16 protein-coding genes and 1 riboswitch are annotated in these 16,614 nt (G+C 64.3%); of the genes, 10 read left to right on the top strand and 6 right to left on the bottom strand.

The features are described 5' to 3' along the window. Positions 1 to 314 precede the first annotated feature (314 nt). A riboswitch (cyclic di-AMP (ydaO/yuaA leader) is annotated at positions 315 to 527 on the top strand. Positions 528 to 537: 10 nt separating this feature from the next. After that, positions 538 to 1,170: a transglycosylase family protein gene (locus tag AB0I57_RS14230; RefSeq protein WP_358336027.1), complete on the top strand. Its 633-nt coding sequence runs from the start codon at positions 538 to 540 to the stop codon at positions 1,168 to 1,170. Positions 1,171 to 1,400: 230 nt separating this feature from the next. Here AB0I57_RS14230 and AB0I57_RS14225 read toward each other — a convergent pair whose 3' ends face one another. After that, positions 1,401 to 1,589, bottom strand: coding sequence for a hypothetical protein (locus AB0I57_RS14225; protein WP_358336024.1), 189 nt, complete (start codon positions 1,587 to 1,589; stop codon positions 1,401 to 1,403). 133 nt (positions 1,590 to 1,722) lie between these two features. Between AB0I57_RS14225 and AB0I57_RS14220 the strand changes: the two genes are divergently transcribed. The 3 genes from AB0I57_RS14220 (at position 1,723) to AB0I57_RS14210 (ending at position 6,534) form a co-directional block, all read left to right on the top strand. Continuing rightward, positions 1,723 to 4,032: a helicase-associated domain-containing protein gene (locus AB0I57_RS14220; RefSeq protein ID WP_358336021.1), complete on the top strand. Its 2,310-nt coding sequence runs from the start codon at positions 1,723 to 1,725 to the stop codon at positions 4,030 to 4,032. 115 nt (positions 4,033 to 4,147) lie between these two features. Further along, entirely contained in the window at positions 4,148 to 5,827 is a 1,680-nt protein-coding gene (locus AB0I57_RS14215) for a DNA repair helicase XPB (RefSeq protein ID WP_358336018.1), read from the top strand. 38 nt (positions 5,828 to 5,865) lie between these two features. After that, positions 5,866 to 6,534 carry a DUF3239 domain-containing protein gene (locus AB0I57_RS14210; protein ID WP_358336015.1) on the top strand — a complete coding sequence of 223 codons (669 nt, stop codon included), beginning with the start codon at positions 5,866 to 5,868 and terminating at the stop codon, positions 6,532 to 6,534. Here the strand turns inward: AB0I57_RS14210 and AB0I57_RS14205 are convergent. Together AB0I57_RS14205 and AB0I57_RS14200 are read right to left on the bottom strand one after the other, a co-directional pair. Beyond that, positions 6,526 to 7,104, bottom strand: a complete 579-nt coding sequence (locus tag AB0I57_RS14205; RefSeq protein WP_358336012.1) for a GNAT family protein — start codon at positions 7,102 to 7,104, stop codon at positions 6,526 to 6,528. The two genes, AB0I57_RS14210 and AB0I57_RS14205, sit on opposite strands and share 9 nt — an antisense overlap. Before the next feature lie 33 nt (positions 7,105 to 7,137). Further along, positions 7,138 to 8,124, bottom strand: coding sequence for an LLM class F420-dependent oxidoreductase (locus AB0I57_RS14200; RefSeq protein WP_358336009.1), 987 nt, complete (start codon positions 8,122 to 8,124; stop codon positions 7,138 to 7,140). Between the two features lie 135 nt (positions 8,125 to 8,259). Here AB0I57_RS14200 and AB0I57_RS14195 point away from each other — a divergent pair, with 135 nt between their 5' ends. Further along, positions 8,260 to 9,180, top strand: coding sequence for a sigma-70 family RNA polymerase sigma factor (locus AB0I57_RS14195; protein ID WP_358336006.1), 921 nt, complete (start codon positions 8,260 to 8,262; stop codon positions 9,178 to 9,180). Here the strand turns inward: AB0I57_RS14195 and AB0I57_RS14190 are convergent. Continuing rightward, a complete protein-coding gene (locus tag AB0I57_RS14190; protein WP_358336003.1) occupies positions 9,170 to 9,757 on the bottom strand; it encodes a carboxymuconolactone decarboxylase family protein in 588 nt (195 codons plus the stop codon). The two genes, AB0I57_RS14195 and AB0I57_RS14190, sit on opposite strands and share 11 nt — an antisense overlap. 120 nt (positions 9,758 to 9,877) lie before the next feature. Between AB0I57_RS14190 and AB0I57_RS14185 the strand changes: the two genes are divergently transcribed. Continuing rightward, a complete protein-coding gene (locus AB0I57_RS14185) occupies positions 9,878 to 11,065 on the top strand; it encodes a pyridoxal phosphate-dependent aminotransferase (protein WP_358336000.1) in 1,188 nt (395 codons plus the stop codon). Continuing rightward, positions 11,062 to 12,087, top strand: coding sequence for an AraC family transcriptional regulator ligand-binding domain-containing protein (locus AB0I57_RS14180; RefSeq protein WP_358335997.1), 1,026 nt, complete (start codon positions 11,062 to 11,064; stop codon positions 12,085 to 12,087). Before AB0I57_RS14185 ends, AB0I57_RS14180 begins: the two co-directional genes overlap by 4 nt. Before the next feature lie 10 nt (positions 12,088 to 12,097). Here the strand turns inward: AB0I57_RS14180 and AB0I57_RS14175 are convergent, their stop codons facing one another. Further along, positions 12,098 to 12,523 (bottom strand): VOC family protein, encoded by a 426-nt coding sequence (locus AB0I57_RS14175; protein WP_358335994.1) that lies wholly within the window; start codon positions 12,521 to 12,523, stop codon positions 12,098 to 12,100. Between the two features lie 288 nt (positions 12,524 to 12,811). Between AB0I57_RS14175 and oxc the strand changes: the two genes are divergently transcribed. Genes oxc through AB0I57_RS14160 form a run of 3 tightly spaced genes read left to right on the top strand, consistent with a single transcriptional unit; the run spans position 12,812 to position 15,825 of the window. Next, positions 12,812 to 14,494, top strand: a complete 1,683-nt coding sequence (gene oxc / locus AB0I57_RS14170; protein ID WP_358335991.1) for an oxalyl-CoA decarboxylase — start codon at positions 12,812 to 12,814, stop codon at positions 14,492 to 14,494. Further along, the gene (locus AB0I57_RS14165) at positions 14,491 to 15,675 is read left to right on the top strand and encodes a CoA transferase (protein WP_358335988.1); all 1,185 of its coding nucleotides are present in this window, start codon (positions 14,491 to 14,493) and stop codon (positions 15,673 to 15,675) included. Before oxc ends, AB0I57_RS14165 begins: the two co-directional genes overlap by 4 nt. 21 nt (positions 15,676 to 15,696) lie before the next feature. Further along, positions 15,697 to 15,825: a hypothetical protein gene (locus AB0I57_RS14160; RefSeq protein ID WP_358335985.1), complete on the top strand. Its 129-nt coding sequence runs from the start codon at positions 15,697 to 15,699 to the stop codon at positions 15,823 to 15,825. 22 nt (positions 15,826 to 15,847) lie between these two features. Here AB0I57_RS14160 and AB0I57_RS14155 read toward each other — a convergent pair whose 3' ends face one another. Next, on the bottom strand, positions 15,848 to 16,402 hold the full coding sequence (locus tag AB0I57_RS14155) for a hypothetical protein (protein WP_358335982.1): 555 nt from the start codon (positions 16,400 to 16,402) through the stop codon (positions 15,848 to 15,850). Between the last annotated feature and the right edge of the window lie 212 nt (positions 16,403 to 16,614).

Below are 16,614 nucleotides of genomic sequence, written 5' to 3'. Positions count from 1 at the left end.
ACCGATCTGGTGCACGGCCTTTCTTCGTCGGACCGTGGGCTCGCTATCAACCGGGAGCCGACACGACATTCGCACCGATCCTTCAAGTGTGACCTTCCTCACAGAACCGAGTGGCCGGTGAGAACGTCGATGAGCACGCCTCGCCATTGCAACTAGCTGGAAAGAGCTCGGTGTACCTGAACGGCACTTCGCGTGGAGAGCACAGACACGTTGCTCAGTCGAGCTGGTGACACTGCAGCAGCGCCGTTACCTTCGTCACTGGTCGAGGAGATCGGCCACATCCGAGCCGCCGCGCCAAGCCTCGTCCGGCGGGTGTCGGATTCCCGACGAAACTTTCCAAGGACGGGGACGGGGAACCCAATGTCCTTTGGGAACAATAGTTTCCAGATGGACACCGGTCCGAATGTGTCACGCATGTTCGGACCTTGGGGTGAAGCCAGAGCCTCTCCAGCCAGTGAGGGGCGAGCCGGGCGACCTCTCAGCCCGAACCCGACAGCTGACCTCGCAGGCGCGTGTAGAGAGGATCACCAGACCACCATGATCTCGACTATCACCCGTGGACGCCATCGCAAGCCGAGCTGCACCGGTCGCACCGTCGCCAAAGTCGCCATCACCGGCGTGATCGTGGGTGGGGGCGGAGCAGCATTTTCTGGCACCGCGAACGCGGCGTCAGACTCCGACTGGGACCGCCTTGCACAATGCGAGTCCGGCGGAAACTGGGCCATCAACACCGGAAACGGTTACCAGGGTGGCCTCCAGTTCGCACCGTCCACCTGGTCCGGGAACGGCGGAACCCAGTACGCGCCCACCGCGAACGAGGCCTCACGCGAGCAGCAGATCGTCGTCGCCGAGAGGGTTCTCGAATCCCAGGGCTGGGGCGCATGGCCATCCTGCTCGTCGAGCCTCGGCCTGAACAGCGCCCCCACCCAGCGGAGCGCCCCCACAACCGTGCGCGAGATATCCGAGACCGAGGAGTCCGGGACCTCCACGACCCAGAACCTGCTCAACCAGGCACAGAACACCCCCGGCACCTCAGCGCTGGAGGACACAGAAAACCAGGATCCACCCGACATCCAGATGGGGGGCCCGGCCGACACCGCGGACGCATTCCAGAGTGCAATCGCGATCGCGGAAGAGATCGGCAAGATGCTCAGGGGTTTCGGCCAGTAATTCAGGCGCCGAGGTGGAGTGCCGAGGCGTTGGTGTCGAACAAGGTCGATTGACGAGGCGAACCTGGGTCCGGGTGTGGCCGACTCGAACAACACCCGCCGACTGCCCGTCCTCGAGGGAATCAGGCCTGTCGAAGATTCTGCAGCGTGACAAGACACGTCATTTGGAACGCGTCCTCGCAGAGGAGAGGCCCGCACCAATCCCGTGCGGGCCTCGCTTCATTTTCTGGGTCAGCGGTTGATCACTGTGTACGGGTGTGCGTACGGCAGCGACTCCGGAGGCAACGGGAATTCGGTGTCCTCACCGAACGGGGACAGTCCGCCTGCACGAGTCGACGACAGCTCGGTCACGGCCTGATCCCCATCGGCGGTTTCAGGCCACCCGGGATCCACATATTGCTTCTTCGAATTGTTAGCCACGGAGTCATTTTGACAGGGGCGCGCGCAGGCGTACAGCCCAGGTCTCGACTTCGGGCCCTCAGCGTGTCGGGAGCAGCATGTTTTTTGGCCCAGGACGGGGTACGACCGCTCTGGAGAACTAATCTGATAGTCGATGACCGACACCGATGACACCACGAACACCGCCGCCGCCGATGTGGGCCGCGGTGTGAGCTTCGCCGGGTGGTTGTCCGCATTCAGCGATGCCGAACTGATGGATCTGCTGCGCATGCGTCCCGACCTGACGGTACCACCGCCCGCGACCATCGAAGTTCTTGCCGGACGTGCCGAACAGCGGGCCTCGGTGGCACGCGCGGCAGACGATCTCACCGCCGTGGACTTCGCCATTCTCGAACTCCTCGCCCTCGAACACGCCGACGAGTCCGGGGTGTCACGGGACACTCTGCAGGAGGCCGTGGGTTCTCGGGCGACGAGGAAGTCCGTCGACTCAGCCCTGCAGAACCTCCGGTCGCTCGCACTCGTCTGGGGCGACAAGACCGCGCTTCGCATCGTTCCTTCGGTAACGTCCACCATCCCGTGGCGCATCGGGCACGGAGCCGAACTCCCAGCGACACTCGACGAACCTGAGATCAATGCGGCGCTTGCCGGGTTGCAGACCGTAGAGCGCGAGATCCTCGAGACGTTGTCGAAGTCGAGTCCGATCGGACGCACCAGGGACGCTGCCCCCGGAACTCCGACGGACCGACCCGTCCAGCGGCTTCTCGCTGCAGGGCTGCTGCGCCGGATCGACGACGAGACCGTCGAACTGCACCACCAAGTGCGGCAGGTCCTACGCGGGGAGGCCGTCTTCGACATCACTTCGCTCACTCCACCGAAGGTGACGGGGCGCAAGCACAAACCAGCCGACGTCAATGCAACGGCTGCAGGCGAGGCACTTGAACTGGTTCGCCACTGCGAGGACGTGGTCAAGGCTCTCGGCCAGGCCCCGGCCCCCGCGTTGCGAGCCGGCGGCCTGGGGGTTCGTGAGCTGCGGCGCATATCCAAGACGACAGGCATCGACGAGAACCGACTGAGCCTCCTCGTCGAAGTTCTCTCAGCCGCAGGACTGATCGCCCACGGCATCCCAGACCCGGTACCGGCACAGGACGGTGCGGAGAGTTACTGGGCCCCGGCCGCGCCCGTCGACAACTGGCTGCATTCGCCGGCCGCCCGGCGGTGGCACGCCCTCGCCGAAGCCTGGCTGGCGATGCCGCGCATGCCATGGTTGATCGGGATGCGCGATGCCAACGACAAACCGGTGGCCGCCCTCTCCGAAGAAGTGCGCGTGCCCTCCGCACCTCGCGATCGGCAAGCGATCCTGGGACTGCTGGCCGACTTCGACAGCGGACAGTCGGCGGACGCCGCTGAGGTAAGTCGACTACTGGCATGGCGTCGTCCTCGCTGGGGCGCCAGGATTCGGGTCCACGCGGTGGAACGCACCCTGGAGGAGGCCGCGACGCTCGGATTTATCGCCCGCGGGGCCCTCAGTTCACCGGGCCGGGCCCTCTTGCACGGCGGCGATGCAGTAGCCGAAATGCACTCGTCCCTCCCCGAGCCTGTCGACCACGTGCTCGTGCAAGCCGACCTGACGGTAGTCGCCCCAGGTCCGCTGATCCCCGAGCTGCTCGAGCAGATCACCCTGGTCGCCGACATCGAGTCAGCTGGTGCCGCGTCAATGTACCGGGTCAGCGAGTCCAGCATCCGACGCGCGCTCGACATCGGCATGACTGCGGCAGAACTGCACAGCCTGTTCTCCACTCGGTCACGCACACCTGTCCCGCAGTCGCTGTCGTACCTGATCGACGACGTCGCGAGGCGACACGGACGATTGAGGGCCGGTGTCGCGGCGTCATTCGTGCGCTGTGAGGATCCCGCACTGCTCGCGGAGGTCCTCGCGTCGCCAGTGGCCGCCTCCCTGGCTCTGCGGGCGTTGGCACCGACCGTTGCGGTCTCGCAGGCGCCCCTGCGTTCGGTGCTCGGCGAACTGCGGGCAGCAGGCTTCGCGCCTGCAGGTGAGGATGCGTCCGGCGCTCTCGTCGACCTACGAGTGCGTGGTGCACGCGTGTCGACGCGCCGCAGGGCCACGACCGGCAGAACACCCGCAACCCCAACCGATGCCCAACTCGCCTCCGCGGTCCGGACTTTGCGGGCAGGCGATCTGGCCGCATCGGCTCAGAGCTCGGGCGGCATCCGCTCCGACGGCTCTCGAGAAGGCAGCGCCGCGACCGTCGCCCTTCTCGCCGCCGCAGCGCGAGAGCGAGCCAGTGTCACCATCGGCTATGTCGATGCGCAGGGCATCGCGTCGCACCGCATCGTCGATCCCGTGAACGTCGGAGGCGGCCAACTCGACGCGTTCGACCCCTCTAGCGGCAGCCTTCGGCGATTCACACTCCATCGCATCACGTCGGTTGCTCGAGTCGACTGACCCGAGCATGCGGACGTCCGGCGCCTGGAGAGACGAGTGTCGTGGCACCGAGGCGTACAAATCTGGACAATGGACAGGCTGACCGCATCTGGGACCGCATACGAGGAGGCTTTCCGTGACCGACGGACCGTTGATCGTCCAATCCGACAAGACCCTGCTGTTGGAGGTCGATCACGAACGCGCGAACGACGCCCGCCAGGCGATCGCGCCGTTCGCGGAACTCGAGCGCGCACCCGAACACGTGCACACCTACAGGATCACTCCCCTGGCCCTGTGGAATGCACGCGCCGCCGGTCACGACGCAGAGCAGGTGGTCGACGCTCTCGTCACCTACTCTCGATACGCGGTTCCGCAACCGTTGCTGGTCGACATCGTCGATACGATCGCCCGCTATGGCCGCCTCCAACTTGTCAAGAATCCCGCCCACGGGTTGACCCTGGTCAGCCTCGACCGCGCCGTTCTCACCGAGGTCACACGGCACAAGAAGATCGCGCCGATGCTCGGTGAGCGGGTCGACGACGACACCGTCGTAGTCCATCCGAGCGAACGTGGGCGTCTCAAACAGATGCTCCTCAAGGTCGGCTGGCCCGCCGAGGACCTCGCCGGATATGTCGACGGCGAAGCCCATCCCATCGACCTCGACTTCCACAGCACCTCACCGACGCCGGCGGGCGGTCAATGGCACTTGCGTGACTACCAGGCAATGGCAGCCGACTCGTTCTGGGCCGGCGGTTCCGGAGTCGTCGTTCTCCCGTGCGGCGCAGGAAAGACGATCGTCGGCGCGGCGGCAATGGCCAAAGCCAAGGCCACCACCCTGATCCTGGTGACCAACACCGTCGCCGGACGGCAGTGGAAGCGCGAACTGATCGCACGCACCTCGCTCACCGAGAATGAAATCGGCGAGTACTCGGGCGAACGCAAGGAGATCCGTCCCGTCACGATCGCCACGTATCAGGTGATCACCCGACGCACGAAGGGCGAATACAAGCACCTCGAACTATTCGATTCCCGCGACTGGGGACTGGTTATCTACGACGAGGTCCACCTCCTTCCCGCACCGGTGTTCCGCATGACTGCCGACCTGCAGTCGCGACGACGTCTCGGCCTCACCGCCACCCTGGTACGCGAAGACGGCCGCGAAGGGGACGTGTTCTCCCTGATCGGACCCAAGCGGTACGACGCCCCGTGGAAGGACATCGAGGCACAAGGGTGGATCGCACCTGCCGACTGCGTCGAAGTGCGAGTGACGCTCACGGACGCCGAACGCATGTCATACGCCATTGCCGAACCCGACGAACGCTACAAATTGTGTTCCACGGCGCGCACCAAGACTGCGGTGGTGAAGTCGATCCTGGAGCGGCACACCGACGCACCGACTCTGATCATCGGTGCCTATCTCGAACAACTCGACGAGTTGGGTGAGACCCTCGACGCCCCGGTTATCAAGGGCTCCACCAAGACCAAGGAGCGCGAGGAGCTGTTCGACAAGTTCCGCGCGGGCGAAATCGGGATTCTCGTGGTCAGCAAGGTCGCCAACTTCTCGATCGATCTCCCGGAAGCATCCGTCGCCGTCCAGGTTTCGGGGACGTTCGGTTCGCGACAAGAGGAAGCCCAGCGACTCGGCCGGTTGCTGCGACCCAAGCAAGACGGTGGCCAGGCCCACTTCTACTCGGTGGTGGCCCGCGACACCCTCGACGCCGAATATGCCGCACACCGACAGCGCTTCCTCGCCGAACAGGGTTACGCCTACCGGATCACCGACGCCGACGACCTCTTGGGCCCAACGATCGGGTAACCCTACGGACACCGAAGGCAGGGCTCTAAGCTGAGCCCGTGCGACATTTCGAATTCACTGTCGACCGGCTGTACGCGAAGTCGGTCAACCAGACCTGGGCCGATGTACGACGCCTTCAGGTGGCCGCGATCCTCGTGGGGTTGCTGTTCGCCGCTGCCGCAGTCGGTCTGATCTTGTTGGGCCATCCTTGGTCGATCGCACTCGGCGTTCTGGCCGCGATCACTGCCCTCGCGTCGGTATGGGTGTCGCTCTGGGTTCCGAAGAAGGTCGGGAGCATCGAGGATTTGTACGCCAAGGGCCCATTGGTGCCGGCCATCATCTCGGAAATCCATCCGCGCGCGCTGACGCTGCTGTCGCTGATCGATATCGCAAAGCCCGGCAAGGGCGGTCCGTCATACGCGCTGGTCACCCGCAACATTCCGATTCGCGCCGGTCAAAAACAAGCCATCGGAGACAAGGTGCCGTCCATCGCGGTGCTCAGCGACCGCCGCACCCACAGTGACGCCGACACCTGGGAAATGGTCAGTCCGATGCCAATAGAATGGGGTACTCGCGACGTCGCCGTGCGCTCGCGTGCGGTGACCGCCATCGACAAGGTCGAATGGAACTTCCTGCAGAGCCGGATCGCCGAGTCGAAGCAGATCCGGACCAGCCGCGACCAGCGAGTCACCTTGTCCGAGGACGAACTTCCTGAGGCCCTACGCTGATCCGCCGGTAACCGGCCAGCCGTCGACGGGCCGCCGTGGATCGTCGGCAAGCAGGCCGGCCATCCACGTATCGCGACGGACGCCGCGCTGCACCAACCCTGCTCGCTGGACTCCCTCGAACCGAAATCCCACGCGCCGTGCGACCGCCGCCGAGCGCTGATTGCCGACGAACGCGCGCCAGTCGATCCTTTCCATCGCCATTCCATCGGACCGAAACGCGAAATCGCACACCAACCTCACTGCGGCTGTCATCAGTCCCCGCGATCTCGCTGCGGGCGAGAGAAAGTATCCGATCGCCCCCGCGGTGGCGTCCCTCCCGATGAGGCCGATCATTCCCACCACGGGCCCATCACTTGATTCTCGAAGTGTCCACGTGGGACTTCGATCCGCCCAACCACGGGGCGCCGAATATCTGACGAACCGCTCGGCGTCCTTGCGCGTATATGGTGCGGGTAGGGTCGTCCACTCTGCGATGGAGCGGTGTTCGCACACCGCGCAGATCTCATCGATGTCGGTCGGTACCGGTGGCCTCAGCCACACCGTTTCCGAATCGAGGGCGACGACGAACATGCTTGCTCCTTTGTGCCCGTGCGGATTCGGATATCACCGCAGTGCGGGCAGGACTTCCTGCTCGAACAGTTCGACGCCGGATGTGTCGTACGCGGCTTCAGGGAAGTAGAAGATTCCGTAGGTCATTCCCTTTTCCTTCAACGAGGACAACTTCTCGATGATCTGTTCGGGCGTTCCAACAGCAGGCAACCCGCGGAACGCTCCGAGCGATCCCTCAGCGGCGGCGGTACCGACGTAGGGCGTGAGACGTTGCTTCAGCGTCTCCAACCGCCGCTCGACCTCGGCCTCGGTGGCGCCGATCGCAACGTTGTAGTTGGCGGACCGAACGATGGCGTCGAAGTCGGTACCGACGGAATCGCAGTGATTGCGCAGCAGTTCGGACTTGCGCACGAATACGTCCGGGGTTCCGTCGAAGTTGGTGTATTGGGCGTACTTTGCCGCGATCTTCAGCGTCACCTTCTCGCCGCCGCCGGCGATCCAAAGCGGAATGCCGCCTTCCTGTAATGGACGTGGGCGGACAATGGCGCCGTCCACCTGGTAGTGCTTGCCTTGGAAGGTCGCCGATCCTTCAGCCCAGGCCTGGCGCATGATCTGCACACCCTCGTCGAGCCGTGCGAGACGTTCTCCGGCAGAAGGGAATCCGTACCCGTACGCCCGCCACTCGTGCTCGTACCAGCCGCCGCCGATCCCCATCTCGACGCGTCCGCCGGAGATGATGTCGGTGGTGGCGGCGACCTTCGCGAGGTACGCCGGGTTGCGGTAGCTCATCGCCGTACACATCTGTCCGAGGCGTATCCGTGAGGTGACGGCCCCAAGAGCGGACATCAAAGTCCATGCCTCGTGTGTGGCCTCTTCCGTGGGCATCGGAACGGTATGGAAGTGGTCGTAGACCCACAGCGAATCCCAGGAACCCCGGTCCGCACGCAGCGCGAAGTCGCGCATCACCGACCACTGATCCGCGGGGTCGATTCCCGCGAGATCCAACCGCCATCCTTGGGGAACGAACAATCCGAAGCGCATGAAACGAATGTACCCGTGTTCTTCACTCCGGGCCGTGGAGAACACTGGAGAGGAGCAAACCCAACCCCTGAGCCAGTCACCGCAATCAAGGTCTCGTGCACGCAGAGGTCGGGTCCGGACAGCTAAAATGTCCAAATGGCCGTAGCCGGACTGGTAGACGAGTTCGAGGCTCACCGTCGGCACCTGCTTTCCGTCGCATACAGGCTGACGGGGAGTGTCAGTGACGCGGAGGACGCAGTGCAGGAGTCGTGGCTCCGACTCGACGGTGCGGACGCCGAGAACATCCGCGATCTGGGAGGCTGGCTCACCACGGTGGTCGGCAGGATCTGCCTGGATCGGTTGCGATCGGCTGCTGTACGCCGGGAACAGTATGTCGGCCAATGGCTTCCGGAGCCGATCGTCACATCGTTGTCTCCGTCCAATGAACCGGATCCATTGGAATCGGTTGTCCAGGAGGAAGACAACCGTTTAGCTGCGTTGATCGTGCTCGACACGCTCACCCCGCAGCAGCGGGTCTCCTTCGTCCTGCACGACGGATTCGGGGTCCCTTTCGACGAAGTCGCGGACATCCTCGGTATCGAAGTGCCCGCCGCGCGGCAGCTCGCGTCGAGAGCCCGCAAGGCCGCTGCCGCAACCGTACCCGCGGTTCCCAACCAGGAACATGCCCTCGCCGTGCAGCGTCTGCTCGACGCCATCGCCGGCGGAAACGTTGACGCCGTGGTCGCGGCGCTGCACCCGGATGCCCTGTTCATCGGCGATGCCAACGGCACCACGAGTACCGCGATCAACATAATCCGTGGTGCAGACAAGTCTGCACGCTTCTTCCTCGGCCTTGCCCGGCGTTACGGGCCGGAGTGGCTAACGGCCATCCGGCCCGTCTTGGTGAACGGGCAGCTCGGCGTTTTCAATACCGGAATCACCGGTGAAGGAACTCACCCGAGCTCACCGCCACGGGTCAGCGCGTTCACCGTCAGAAACGGCGTCGTCTACGCCGCGTACGACATAGCCAATCCGGACAAGTTTGCCGGGATCAGGCTCCCAGGCCTCACTTCTTGACCCCGGAATCGTCATCCGCCCACGGCACCCGGCACGAGTCGGTACTGAATCCTTGCTCCGTGATGCCCAAGGCCGAGTACATCCTGGCCCTCATATTTTCCAGGCCGATGTGATAAGTCAGCTCGACCAAGCCGTCGCGGCCGAACCGGCGCTCCAGATCGGCGACTTGCTCATCGGTGACCGCGCTCGGTGTCGCGGTCATCGCGTCGGCGTATGCGATTGCCGAGCGTTCGTCTTCGCTGTACGCAGGTGAGTCCTCATAGTCGCCTATGCGTTCGAGTCGCTCGACGTCCAATCCGTCGAGGCGTTGCAACATCTTGCCGAAATCCACGCACCACGAACACCCGATGGTCCAGGCCACGCGGTAGACCGCGATCTCACGCACGTTGGCAGGGAGCACAGTCGATGCCTTCTGTACCGCCATCTCGTGGCGGGCCGTTGCCACGAACAGCTTGCGGTGGTGAGCGAGTACGGTGAACGGCTCCGGCACCTCGTCGAACTTGTGGGCGGCGTACCTGTACGCGACTCTGACCAGCGGGCTTGCGTCCGCTGGGGCCACTGTCGGAATGCGGGGCATTGTGTCCTCCATCGTCACCGGGCGCCCTTCGCGCGCCGTCTATAGATGGAACGAGAAAGGCCCACCAAACGTGACACGGCCGTCTGCAACATCCGGCATCACACGGACTACGCTGCAGTAATGCCCGTAACGCCGCGCAATCGCACCGTCCAGCGCTTGCAGCCGTTCGCGTCCACCATCTTCGCCGAGATGACTGCGCTCGCGGTCAGCCAGGAGGCCATCAACCTGGGTCAGGGTTTCCCTGACACCGACGGGCCCGTGTCGATGCTCGACACCGCACGCCAGGCAATCGCAGATGGCCTCAACCAATATCCGCCCGGCCCCGGTATGCCGGTGTTGCGCCGGGCTGTCGCCGCAAATCGGTTGGCCAGATACGGCCTGGACCACGACCCCGATTCGGAAGTACTGGTAACCGTTGGCGCCACCGAAGCGATCAGTGCCGCCATATTGGGCCTCGTCGAACCCGGTGAGGAGGTAATACTCTTCGAGCCGTACTACGACTCCTACGCGGCCTCTGTTGCACTCGCCGGAGCGGTACGTCGCAGCGTGCCGCTCGCCCGTTCGGGCAAGAACTTCGTCGTCGACCTGGACGCTCTGCGGGCTGCTGTCACGTCGAAGACCAGGATGTTGGTGGTCAACACACCGCACAACCCCACCGGCACTGTATTCACCCCGGACGAGGTCGGCGCCATCGCAGAAATCGCCTGCGAGCACGACCTGCTGGTTCTCAGCGACGAAGTGTACGAGCACCTGGTGTTCGACGGCCTTACGCACACGGCCCTGGCCACGCTGCCCGGGATGTACGAACGGACCATCACCGCTTCGAGCGCCGCGAAGACGTTCAGCGTGACGGGATGGAAGATCGGCTGGGCGTGTGGGCCTGCCGAACTTGTCGACGCGGTACGGACCGCCAAGCAATACCTGTCGTTCGTCGGCGGCGGACCGTTCCAGCCCGCGGTGGCCCACGCGCTGACGCATGAGGGGCAGTGGGTGAAGGAAATGCGGGACGGCCTTCAGGCCAAGCGCGACGCACTCTACGGTGCGCTCACCGGATGCGGACTCGACGTCTACTCGAGTGGGGGCACGTATTACCTGTGCGCCGACATCAGTGCGCTCGGCGAACACGACGGCATCGAATTCTGTCGTGCACTTCCCGGGCGTATCGGTGTCGCCGCGGTGCCGGTCAGCGTGTTCACCGACCATCCGAATCAGTGGAATACCCTGGTGCGCTTCGCATTCTGTAAGCAAGACGCTGTTCTCGAAGAGGCCGTACGCCGACTCCAGACTCTAGGTGCGTCCGGATCGTGACGGCTGCGATCATCCCCGCCGACTTCGTCCGGCGTGCGCTCGAAATGTCTTCGCGCAGCGGGCTGGACTTGTCTCCCGCACTGTCGGCAGCTGGACTCACATCCGCTTCTCTTACAGACCCTCTGAGCCGGTTGACGCCGGCACAGGTCACTGCGTTCACTCAAGCGGTGTGGCAGATCACCGATGACGAATTGTTCGGACTTGGTCCCGCGCCCGTACCTCGCGGCACATTTCGGCTGGTTTGTCTCGCCCTGATCCATACAGAGGATCTGTCGGCAGCCCTCGAGCGGATGGCAGACATCCTCCATGCATTGCCGACACTGCCCGCACTGCACATCGGTGCCGGTGCCAACGGCGGAACGAGGATGACCATTGATGTTCGTCCCAGTGCGGCGCAGACCGAGGATGCCCTTCTGTCGCTCGAAGCTACCCGGCTCATAACCGACTTCCTGCTGATTCTGCTCCACCGATTCGCGGCATGGCTCGTGGGCAAACGAGTGCCGCTGCTGGCGGTAGAACTGCCCTATCCTCCGCCGCTTCCGCGCCTGGCCGAGAACTATGACCACATCTTCGGCATCCCCGTCACCTTCGACTCGTTGATCCCGGCTATCGAATTCGACAACACGGTGATGCGGGCGCCCATCATCCAGAACGAGGAGACGCTCGAGAACTACCTCCGTGAGTCGCCCACACTCCTGATGTCCGAGCGTGACTACGACAGTGCAGCCTCGGCGCAGGTACGGCGCGCGCTCGAACTAGGACTCAAGGGCCGCACGTCCACCGCCGAAGACATCGCGGAGATGCTGTCGATCAGCGTGCCCCACCTTCGACGGCTCCTCCGGCAGGAGGGAACGTCACTCAACCAACTCAGAGAGGAAGTCCTGCGCGACGCTGCCATCGCGGGGCTCCGGCGCGGGGAGACAGTCGAGGACTTGTCGGCACGGCTCGGCTTCTCCGAGTCCAGCGCGTTCCGGCGCGCGTTCAAGCGCTGGACCGGCGGTACACCGAGTTCCTACCGCTGAGCTGGTCTCCTCAGCTCACGCAAAACTCGTTCCCCTCTGGATCGGCCATGGTGATCCACTCGTTCGGCCCCTGACTCCCGCGGTGAAGCAGAGTGGCGCCCGACCGCTCGAGTCTCTCGACAACTGCGTCACGCCCGTCCCCGACGCGAACGTCCAGATGAAGCCGGTTCTTCACCGTCTTCGCTTCGGGAACCAGCTGGAACAGAACACGAGGGCGCTCCGAGTGCTCCGGGTCTCGGATCGCGGCACCCTCTCGCCAGACCAGGACTCCCTCGAAGTTCATCGTTTCGGACTCCTGGGCATGACCCGCCTCGACGAGTCCTCGAATGAAGTCCTCGTCACTGGGTTCCACCTGCCAGCCGAGCGCCTGAGCCCACCATTTAGCCAGGTCATGCGGATTTTCCGCGTCCACTGTGACTTGAAATTCGTATCCCATGAGCCGACGGTAGCGTGGGGCTCCGACAGATCCCGGCCACCGATATGGAGTCGTGGAGGCGTCGATACCAACAGGAATCGCGCAGCTGCCAGGATGCCCTCGTCGGCGGCGCGTCTCTGGGCGACGCATGACCTATTCCATCGGTTGAGCGTCTTCGAGCAGCCCATCCGGACACACCGACGTTCGGCTCGGCCTGGCCGCACAGGCTGACCAGCACCGCCGCTCGGGGGATACTCGAGGAAGACCGCCGCCTGCGGGGCGGAGTCCAGCCCTTTCGAGGATGCACTCATGACCGAGCCCGAGTCCGTCGACGGGAACACGCTCGTCATCGATGCGCTCACCGCCAATGGCGTCTCGACGATCTACGGGGTAGTCGGAATCCCGATCACCGATCTCGCCCGCACGGTCCAGGCCCGGGGCATGCGTTATCTCGGGTTCCGCAACGAGCAGGCCGCCGGGCATGCGGCCGCCGCCGCGGGCTATCTGACCGGGCGCCCCGGCATCTGCCTGACGGTGTCGGCGCCGGGCTTCCTGAACGGGCTGGTGGCGCTCGCGAACGCGACCGTCAACTGCTTTCCCATGATCCAGATCAGCGGATCGAGCGATCGCTCGATCGTCGATCTCGAGCAGGGCGACTATGAGGAACTCGACCAACTCGCCACGGCACGGCCGTTCGCGAAGGCCGCTTACCGCGTCGACTCCCCCGAGCTGATCGGTGTGGGCGTGAGCCGAGCGATCCGCGCTGCAGTCTCCGGGCGCCCAGGCGGCGTGTACCTGGATCTGCCTGCCGAAGTCCTGGCTCGCACCGCCGCACGCACGCCACGTCCACCGATTGTCGATCCTTCGCCGCGCCAGATTCCGGCACCCGAGTCGGTGGACCGAGCGGTCGCCCTGCTCGAGCAAGCTCGGCGCCCGCTGATCGTTCTCGGAAAGGGGGCGGCGTACGCACGCGCCGACGCCGTGATCCGCGAGCTCGTCGAAGCCACGGGTGCGCCGTTCCTGCCGATGTCGATGGCCAAGGGACTTCTGCCCGACGACCATCCTCAGTCGGCGGCGGCCGCACGATCGCTGGTGCTCGCGGACGCCGACGTCGTAGTCCTGGTCGGTGCGCGCTTGAACTGGCTGCTCGACCACGGGCGCCCACCGCGGTGGTCGGCGGATGCACGGTTCATCCAACTCGACATCTGCGCAACCGAGTTCGACAGCAACCGCCCGATCGAGGCACCGGTGCTCGGGGACATCGCTTCGTCGGCGGCCGCACTGCTCGCCGCAATCCGCCGGAGCCGGGTCGCCCCGGTGCCCGAGTGGCTCGAGCAGATCGACGCTAGCAAGCGAACGCACATCAAGAAAATGGACGCGCAGTTGCACGCCGACGTGCACCCGATGAACTTCGCTGTCGCGCTGCGAGCGATCCGAGACGTCCTCGACGACCACCGTGACGCGATCGTCGTCAGCGAGGGTGCGAACACCCTCGACAGCGCGCGCAACATCATTCCGATCTACGCACCCCGGCACCGTCTCGACGCCGGGACCTGGGGCGTGATGGGCGTCGGCCCCGGGTACGCGATCGCCGCGGCCGTGGAGACGGGCGAGCCCGTCGTCGCGATCGAAGGAGACAGCGCGTTCGGCTTCAGCGGCATGGAGATCGAGACGATCTGCAGGTACAAACTGCCGGTCGTCGTGATCGTCTTGAACAACGGCGGAATCTACCGCGGCGACGAGGTCAACGCGTGCTCCGGCGACCCGGCACCGACGGTGCTGCTGCACTCGAGTCGGTACGACACGCTGATCGAGGCATTCGGTGGCGTCGGATACCACGCCGAGACACCCGCCCAGGTGGCGACGGCACTCCGGTCGGCGCTCAGGAGCGCGACCCCGTCGCTGATCAACTGCGCGATAGACCCGGCCGCAGGCACCGAGAGTGGCCACCTGCAGAAGCTGAATCGACCGGTTCGCGAGGAGGAACCATGACCGTACACGACCCCGACGGATACCTCGAACCTTCCAAACCGCAAGCACTCGAGGGGGTTACGATCGTCGACTTCACCCGGGTGCTCGCCGGGCCGACCTGCACACGGATGCTCGCCGACGCGGGCGCCCGGGTAATCAAGATCGAACGACCGGGGGTTGGCGACGACACCCGTCAGATGGGCCCGTTCGCCGACGACGGCAGCTCCGAGTACTACCGGCTGGCCAATGTCGGCAAGGAGAGCATCGCGGTGGATCTGAAGGATCCGGATGGCATGGCACTCGTGCGGTCGATGATCGAGCACGCCGATGTGGTGGTCGAGAACTTTCGCCCCGGAGTGATGGCCGGGCTCGGCCTTGCGCCCGACGACCTAGTCGCCCAGCATCCCCGGCTCATAGTGTGCTCGATCTCCGGGTTCGGCCAGTACGGCCCGATGCATCAGGAACCGGCCTACGACACGGTCGTCCAAGCCCTCTCGGGAATCATGGACGCCACCGGTTGGCCGGATGATCGCCCGACGAGAGTCGGCACGTCGATCGCGGACATCACCGCCGGGATCATGGGCTATTGCGGCATCGTCACTGCTCTGGTCGCGAGGGAACGCACCGGCCGCGGAACCACCGTGGACATTGCGATGCTCGACAGCACGTTTTCCCTGATGCAGCACGGCCTGATGGACGTCCTCGGGAACCGGGTCCGCCCGACGCGCCTGGGCAACCGGCATCCGTTCATGTACCCGTTCGACACGTTCGAATGCAGTGATCGACCGATCGCGATCGCCGTCGGCAATGACCATCTTTTCGAAATCTTGTGCAATACACTGGGTCTGGCACACATCCCGACCGACGCGCGGTTCGCCACCAATGTCGACCGGTGCGCCAACCACGTCGAACTGAAGACTGCGATGGAGGATGTGCTGCGCACCGACACCGGCGAAGCCTGGCGCGCGCGTCTGATAGAGGCGGGCGTACCGGTCGGCATGGTCCTCAATGTCGCCGACACCTGCAAACTCGACCAGATCGCGGCACGCGACATGATCAAGAACGTGGGCGGGTTCGACGTTCCGGGAACACCCATCAAATTCGGCACCTGGGATTCGTCCGGCGCGACGATTCCTTCTCCGGACCTGGACAACTGCGGGGAGGCACTCCGGCGGGAGTTCACGCCGCCCCCCGAAACGTGAATCGGGTGGAGGAGTCACGACGTGTCAAAAACTCTCCTAACGCTCGGCTGGGATATCCCAGCCGAGCGTCCGCGTGATCTACTGATCCCCGCCCAAACCGACCCGTGTTTCGACGACTACTCGAAACCACCCAAGACTTGGTGGGGTTGAACTCGGCGCGCGGGAGGCTATTTCACGAACCCGAGGTGCCTGACACGAAGGCGAGGCCAACACTCGGCCCACCACCAGGTAATTGGATGAGCGGGCTCTTGTTGAAGTTGTATGGCGTGGTATCGAATACTATTGCCGGATTGATGCGGTTCTCCTCATGCACCTCGCGCCGATTGACGAGAATGGGGCGAGCGCCAGGAAGATTAGAGACAAAGAAGACGTCCGGTGGGAACTCCCCCAGCACTACGAATTTCGGCGTAGGCGAGCCTAGTGCGTTGGAGTCATACACGCGCCGATACTCGCTTCTGTCAAGATAGCCGGTTTTCGGAACGGAATATGTCTTGACTTCTGCCAGTTCGTAGATCGAGATTCCCGCGTTGTGGGCCGTGAGTAGCGCCTGGCCGGTCATTCCTTGCGGGGCAGCGATGTCTACCAGCCCGGTGCCCGTCGCGGATGCGGCGTCGGCCGCTCGGGGATCCTGACTCGGGGCGGCAAAGACCGGAGACGCTGTGCCGACGACGACAGCAGCAGACAGTGCGGCCGCAGCAGCCCACCGCTTGGGCGTACCTACGTTCATGCTTTGTGTTCCCCCTCCTCGGTGAGCGTGATTGCCGATCATGTTAAGTCACCCAGGTCGGCTGTCACGCAATATCGCTCCCCCAGTTCTCGGTAATCGCCCGCTCGTCTTCATCGGTTCTATTTGACAACTTGACTTACACCCCAACACCACAGCCGATATCGTCGGTGATGCGCTGAGCCATTGAAAGCAAGCTTGTTTGGGCATCACCG

The sequence above is a fragment of the Rhodococcus sp. NPDC049939 genome (assembly GCF_040656415.1).
Classification (GTDB): Bacteria; Actinomycetota; Actinomycetes; order Mycobacteriales; family Mycobacteriaceae; genus Rhodococcus_F.
Note: the sequence above shows the minus strand (reverse complement) of the source record. Positions and strands in the feature narration are given on the sequence as shown.

Excerpts from the sequence above, each read along its gene's own strand:
- AB0I57_RS14190 (WP_358336003.1), bottom strand. The coding sequence starts at position 9,757 with ATGCCCCGCATTCCGACAGTGGCCCCAGCGGACGCAAGCCCGCTGGTC.
- AB0I57_RS14205 (WP_358336012.1), bottom strand. The coding sequence starts at position 7,104 with ATGTTCGTCGTCGCCCTCGATTCGGAAACGGTGTGGCTGAGGCCACCG.
- oxc (WP_358335991.1), top strand. The coding sequence starts at position 12,812 with ATGACCGAGCCCGAGTCCGTCGACGGGAACACGCTCGTCATCGATGCG.
- AB0I57_RS14185 (WP_358336000.1), top strand. The coding sequence starts at position 9,878 with ATGCCCGTAACGCCGCGCAATCGCACCGTCCAGCGCTTGCAGCCGTTC.
- AB0I57_RS14165 (WP_358335988.1), top strand. The coding sequence starts at position 14,491 with ATGACCGTACACGACCCCGACGGATACCTCGAACCTTCCAAACCGCAA.
- AB0I57_RS14195 (WP_358336006.1), top strand. The coding sequence starts at position 8,260 with ATGGCCGTAGCCGGACTGGTAGACGAGTTCGAGGCTCACCGTCGGCAC.
- AB0I57_RS14155 (WP_358335982.1), bottom strand. The coding sequence starts at position 16,402 with ATGAACGTAGGTACGCCCAAGCGGTGGGCTGCTGCGGCCGCACTGTCT.
- AB0I57_RS14220 (WP_358336021.1), top strand. The coding sequence starts at position 1,723 with ATGACCGACACCGATGACACCACGAACACCGCCGCCGCCGATGTGGGC.
- AB0I57_RS14200 (WP_358336009.1), bottom strand. The coding sequence starts at position 8,124 with ATGCGCTTCGGATTGTTCGTTCCCCAAGGATGGCGGTTGGATCTCGCG.
- AB0I57_RS14230 (WP_358336027.1), top strand. The coding sequence starts at position 538 with ATGATCTCGACTATCACCCGTGGACGCCATCGCAAGCCGAGCTGCACC.
- AB0I57_RS14175 (WP_358335994.1), bottom strand. The coding sequence starts at position 12,523 with ATGGGATACGAATTTCAAGTCACAGTGGACGCGGAAAATCCGCATGAC.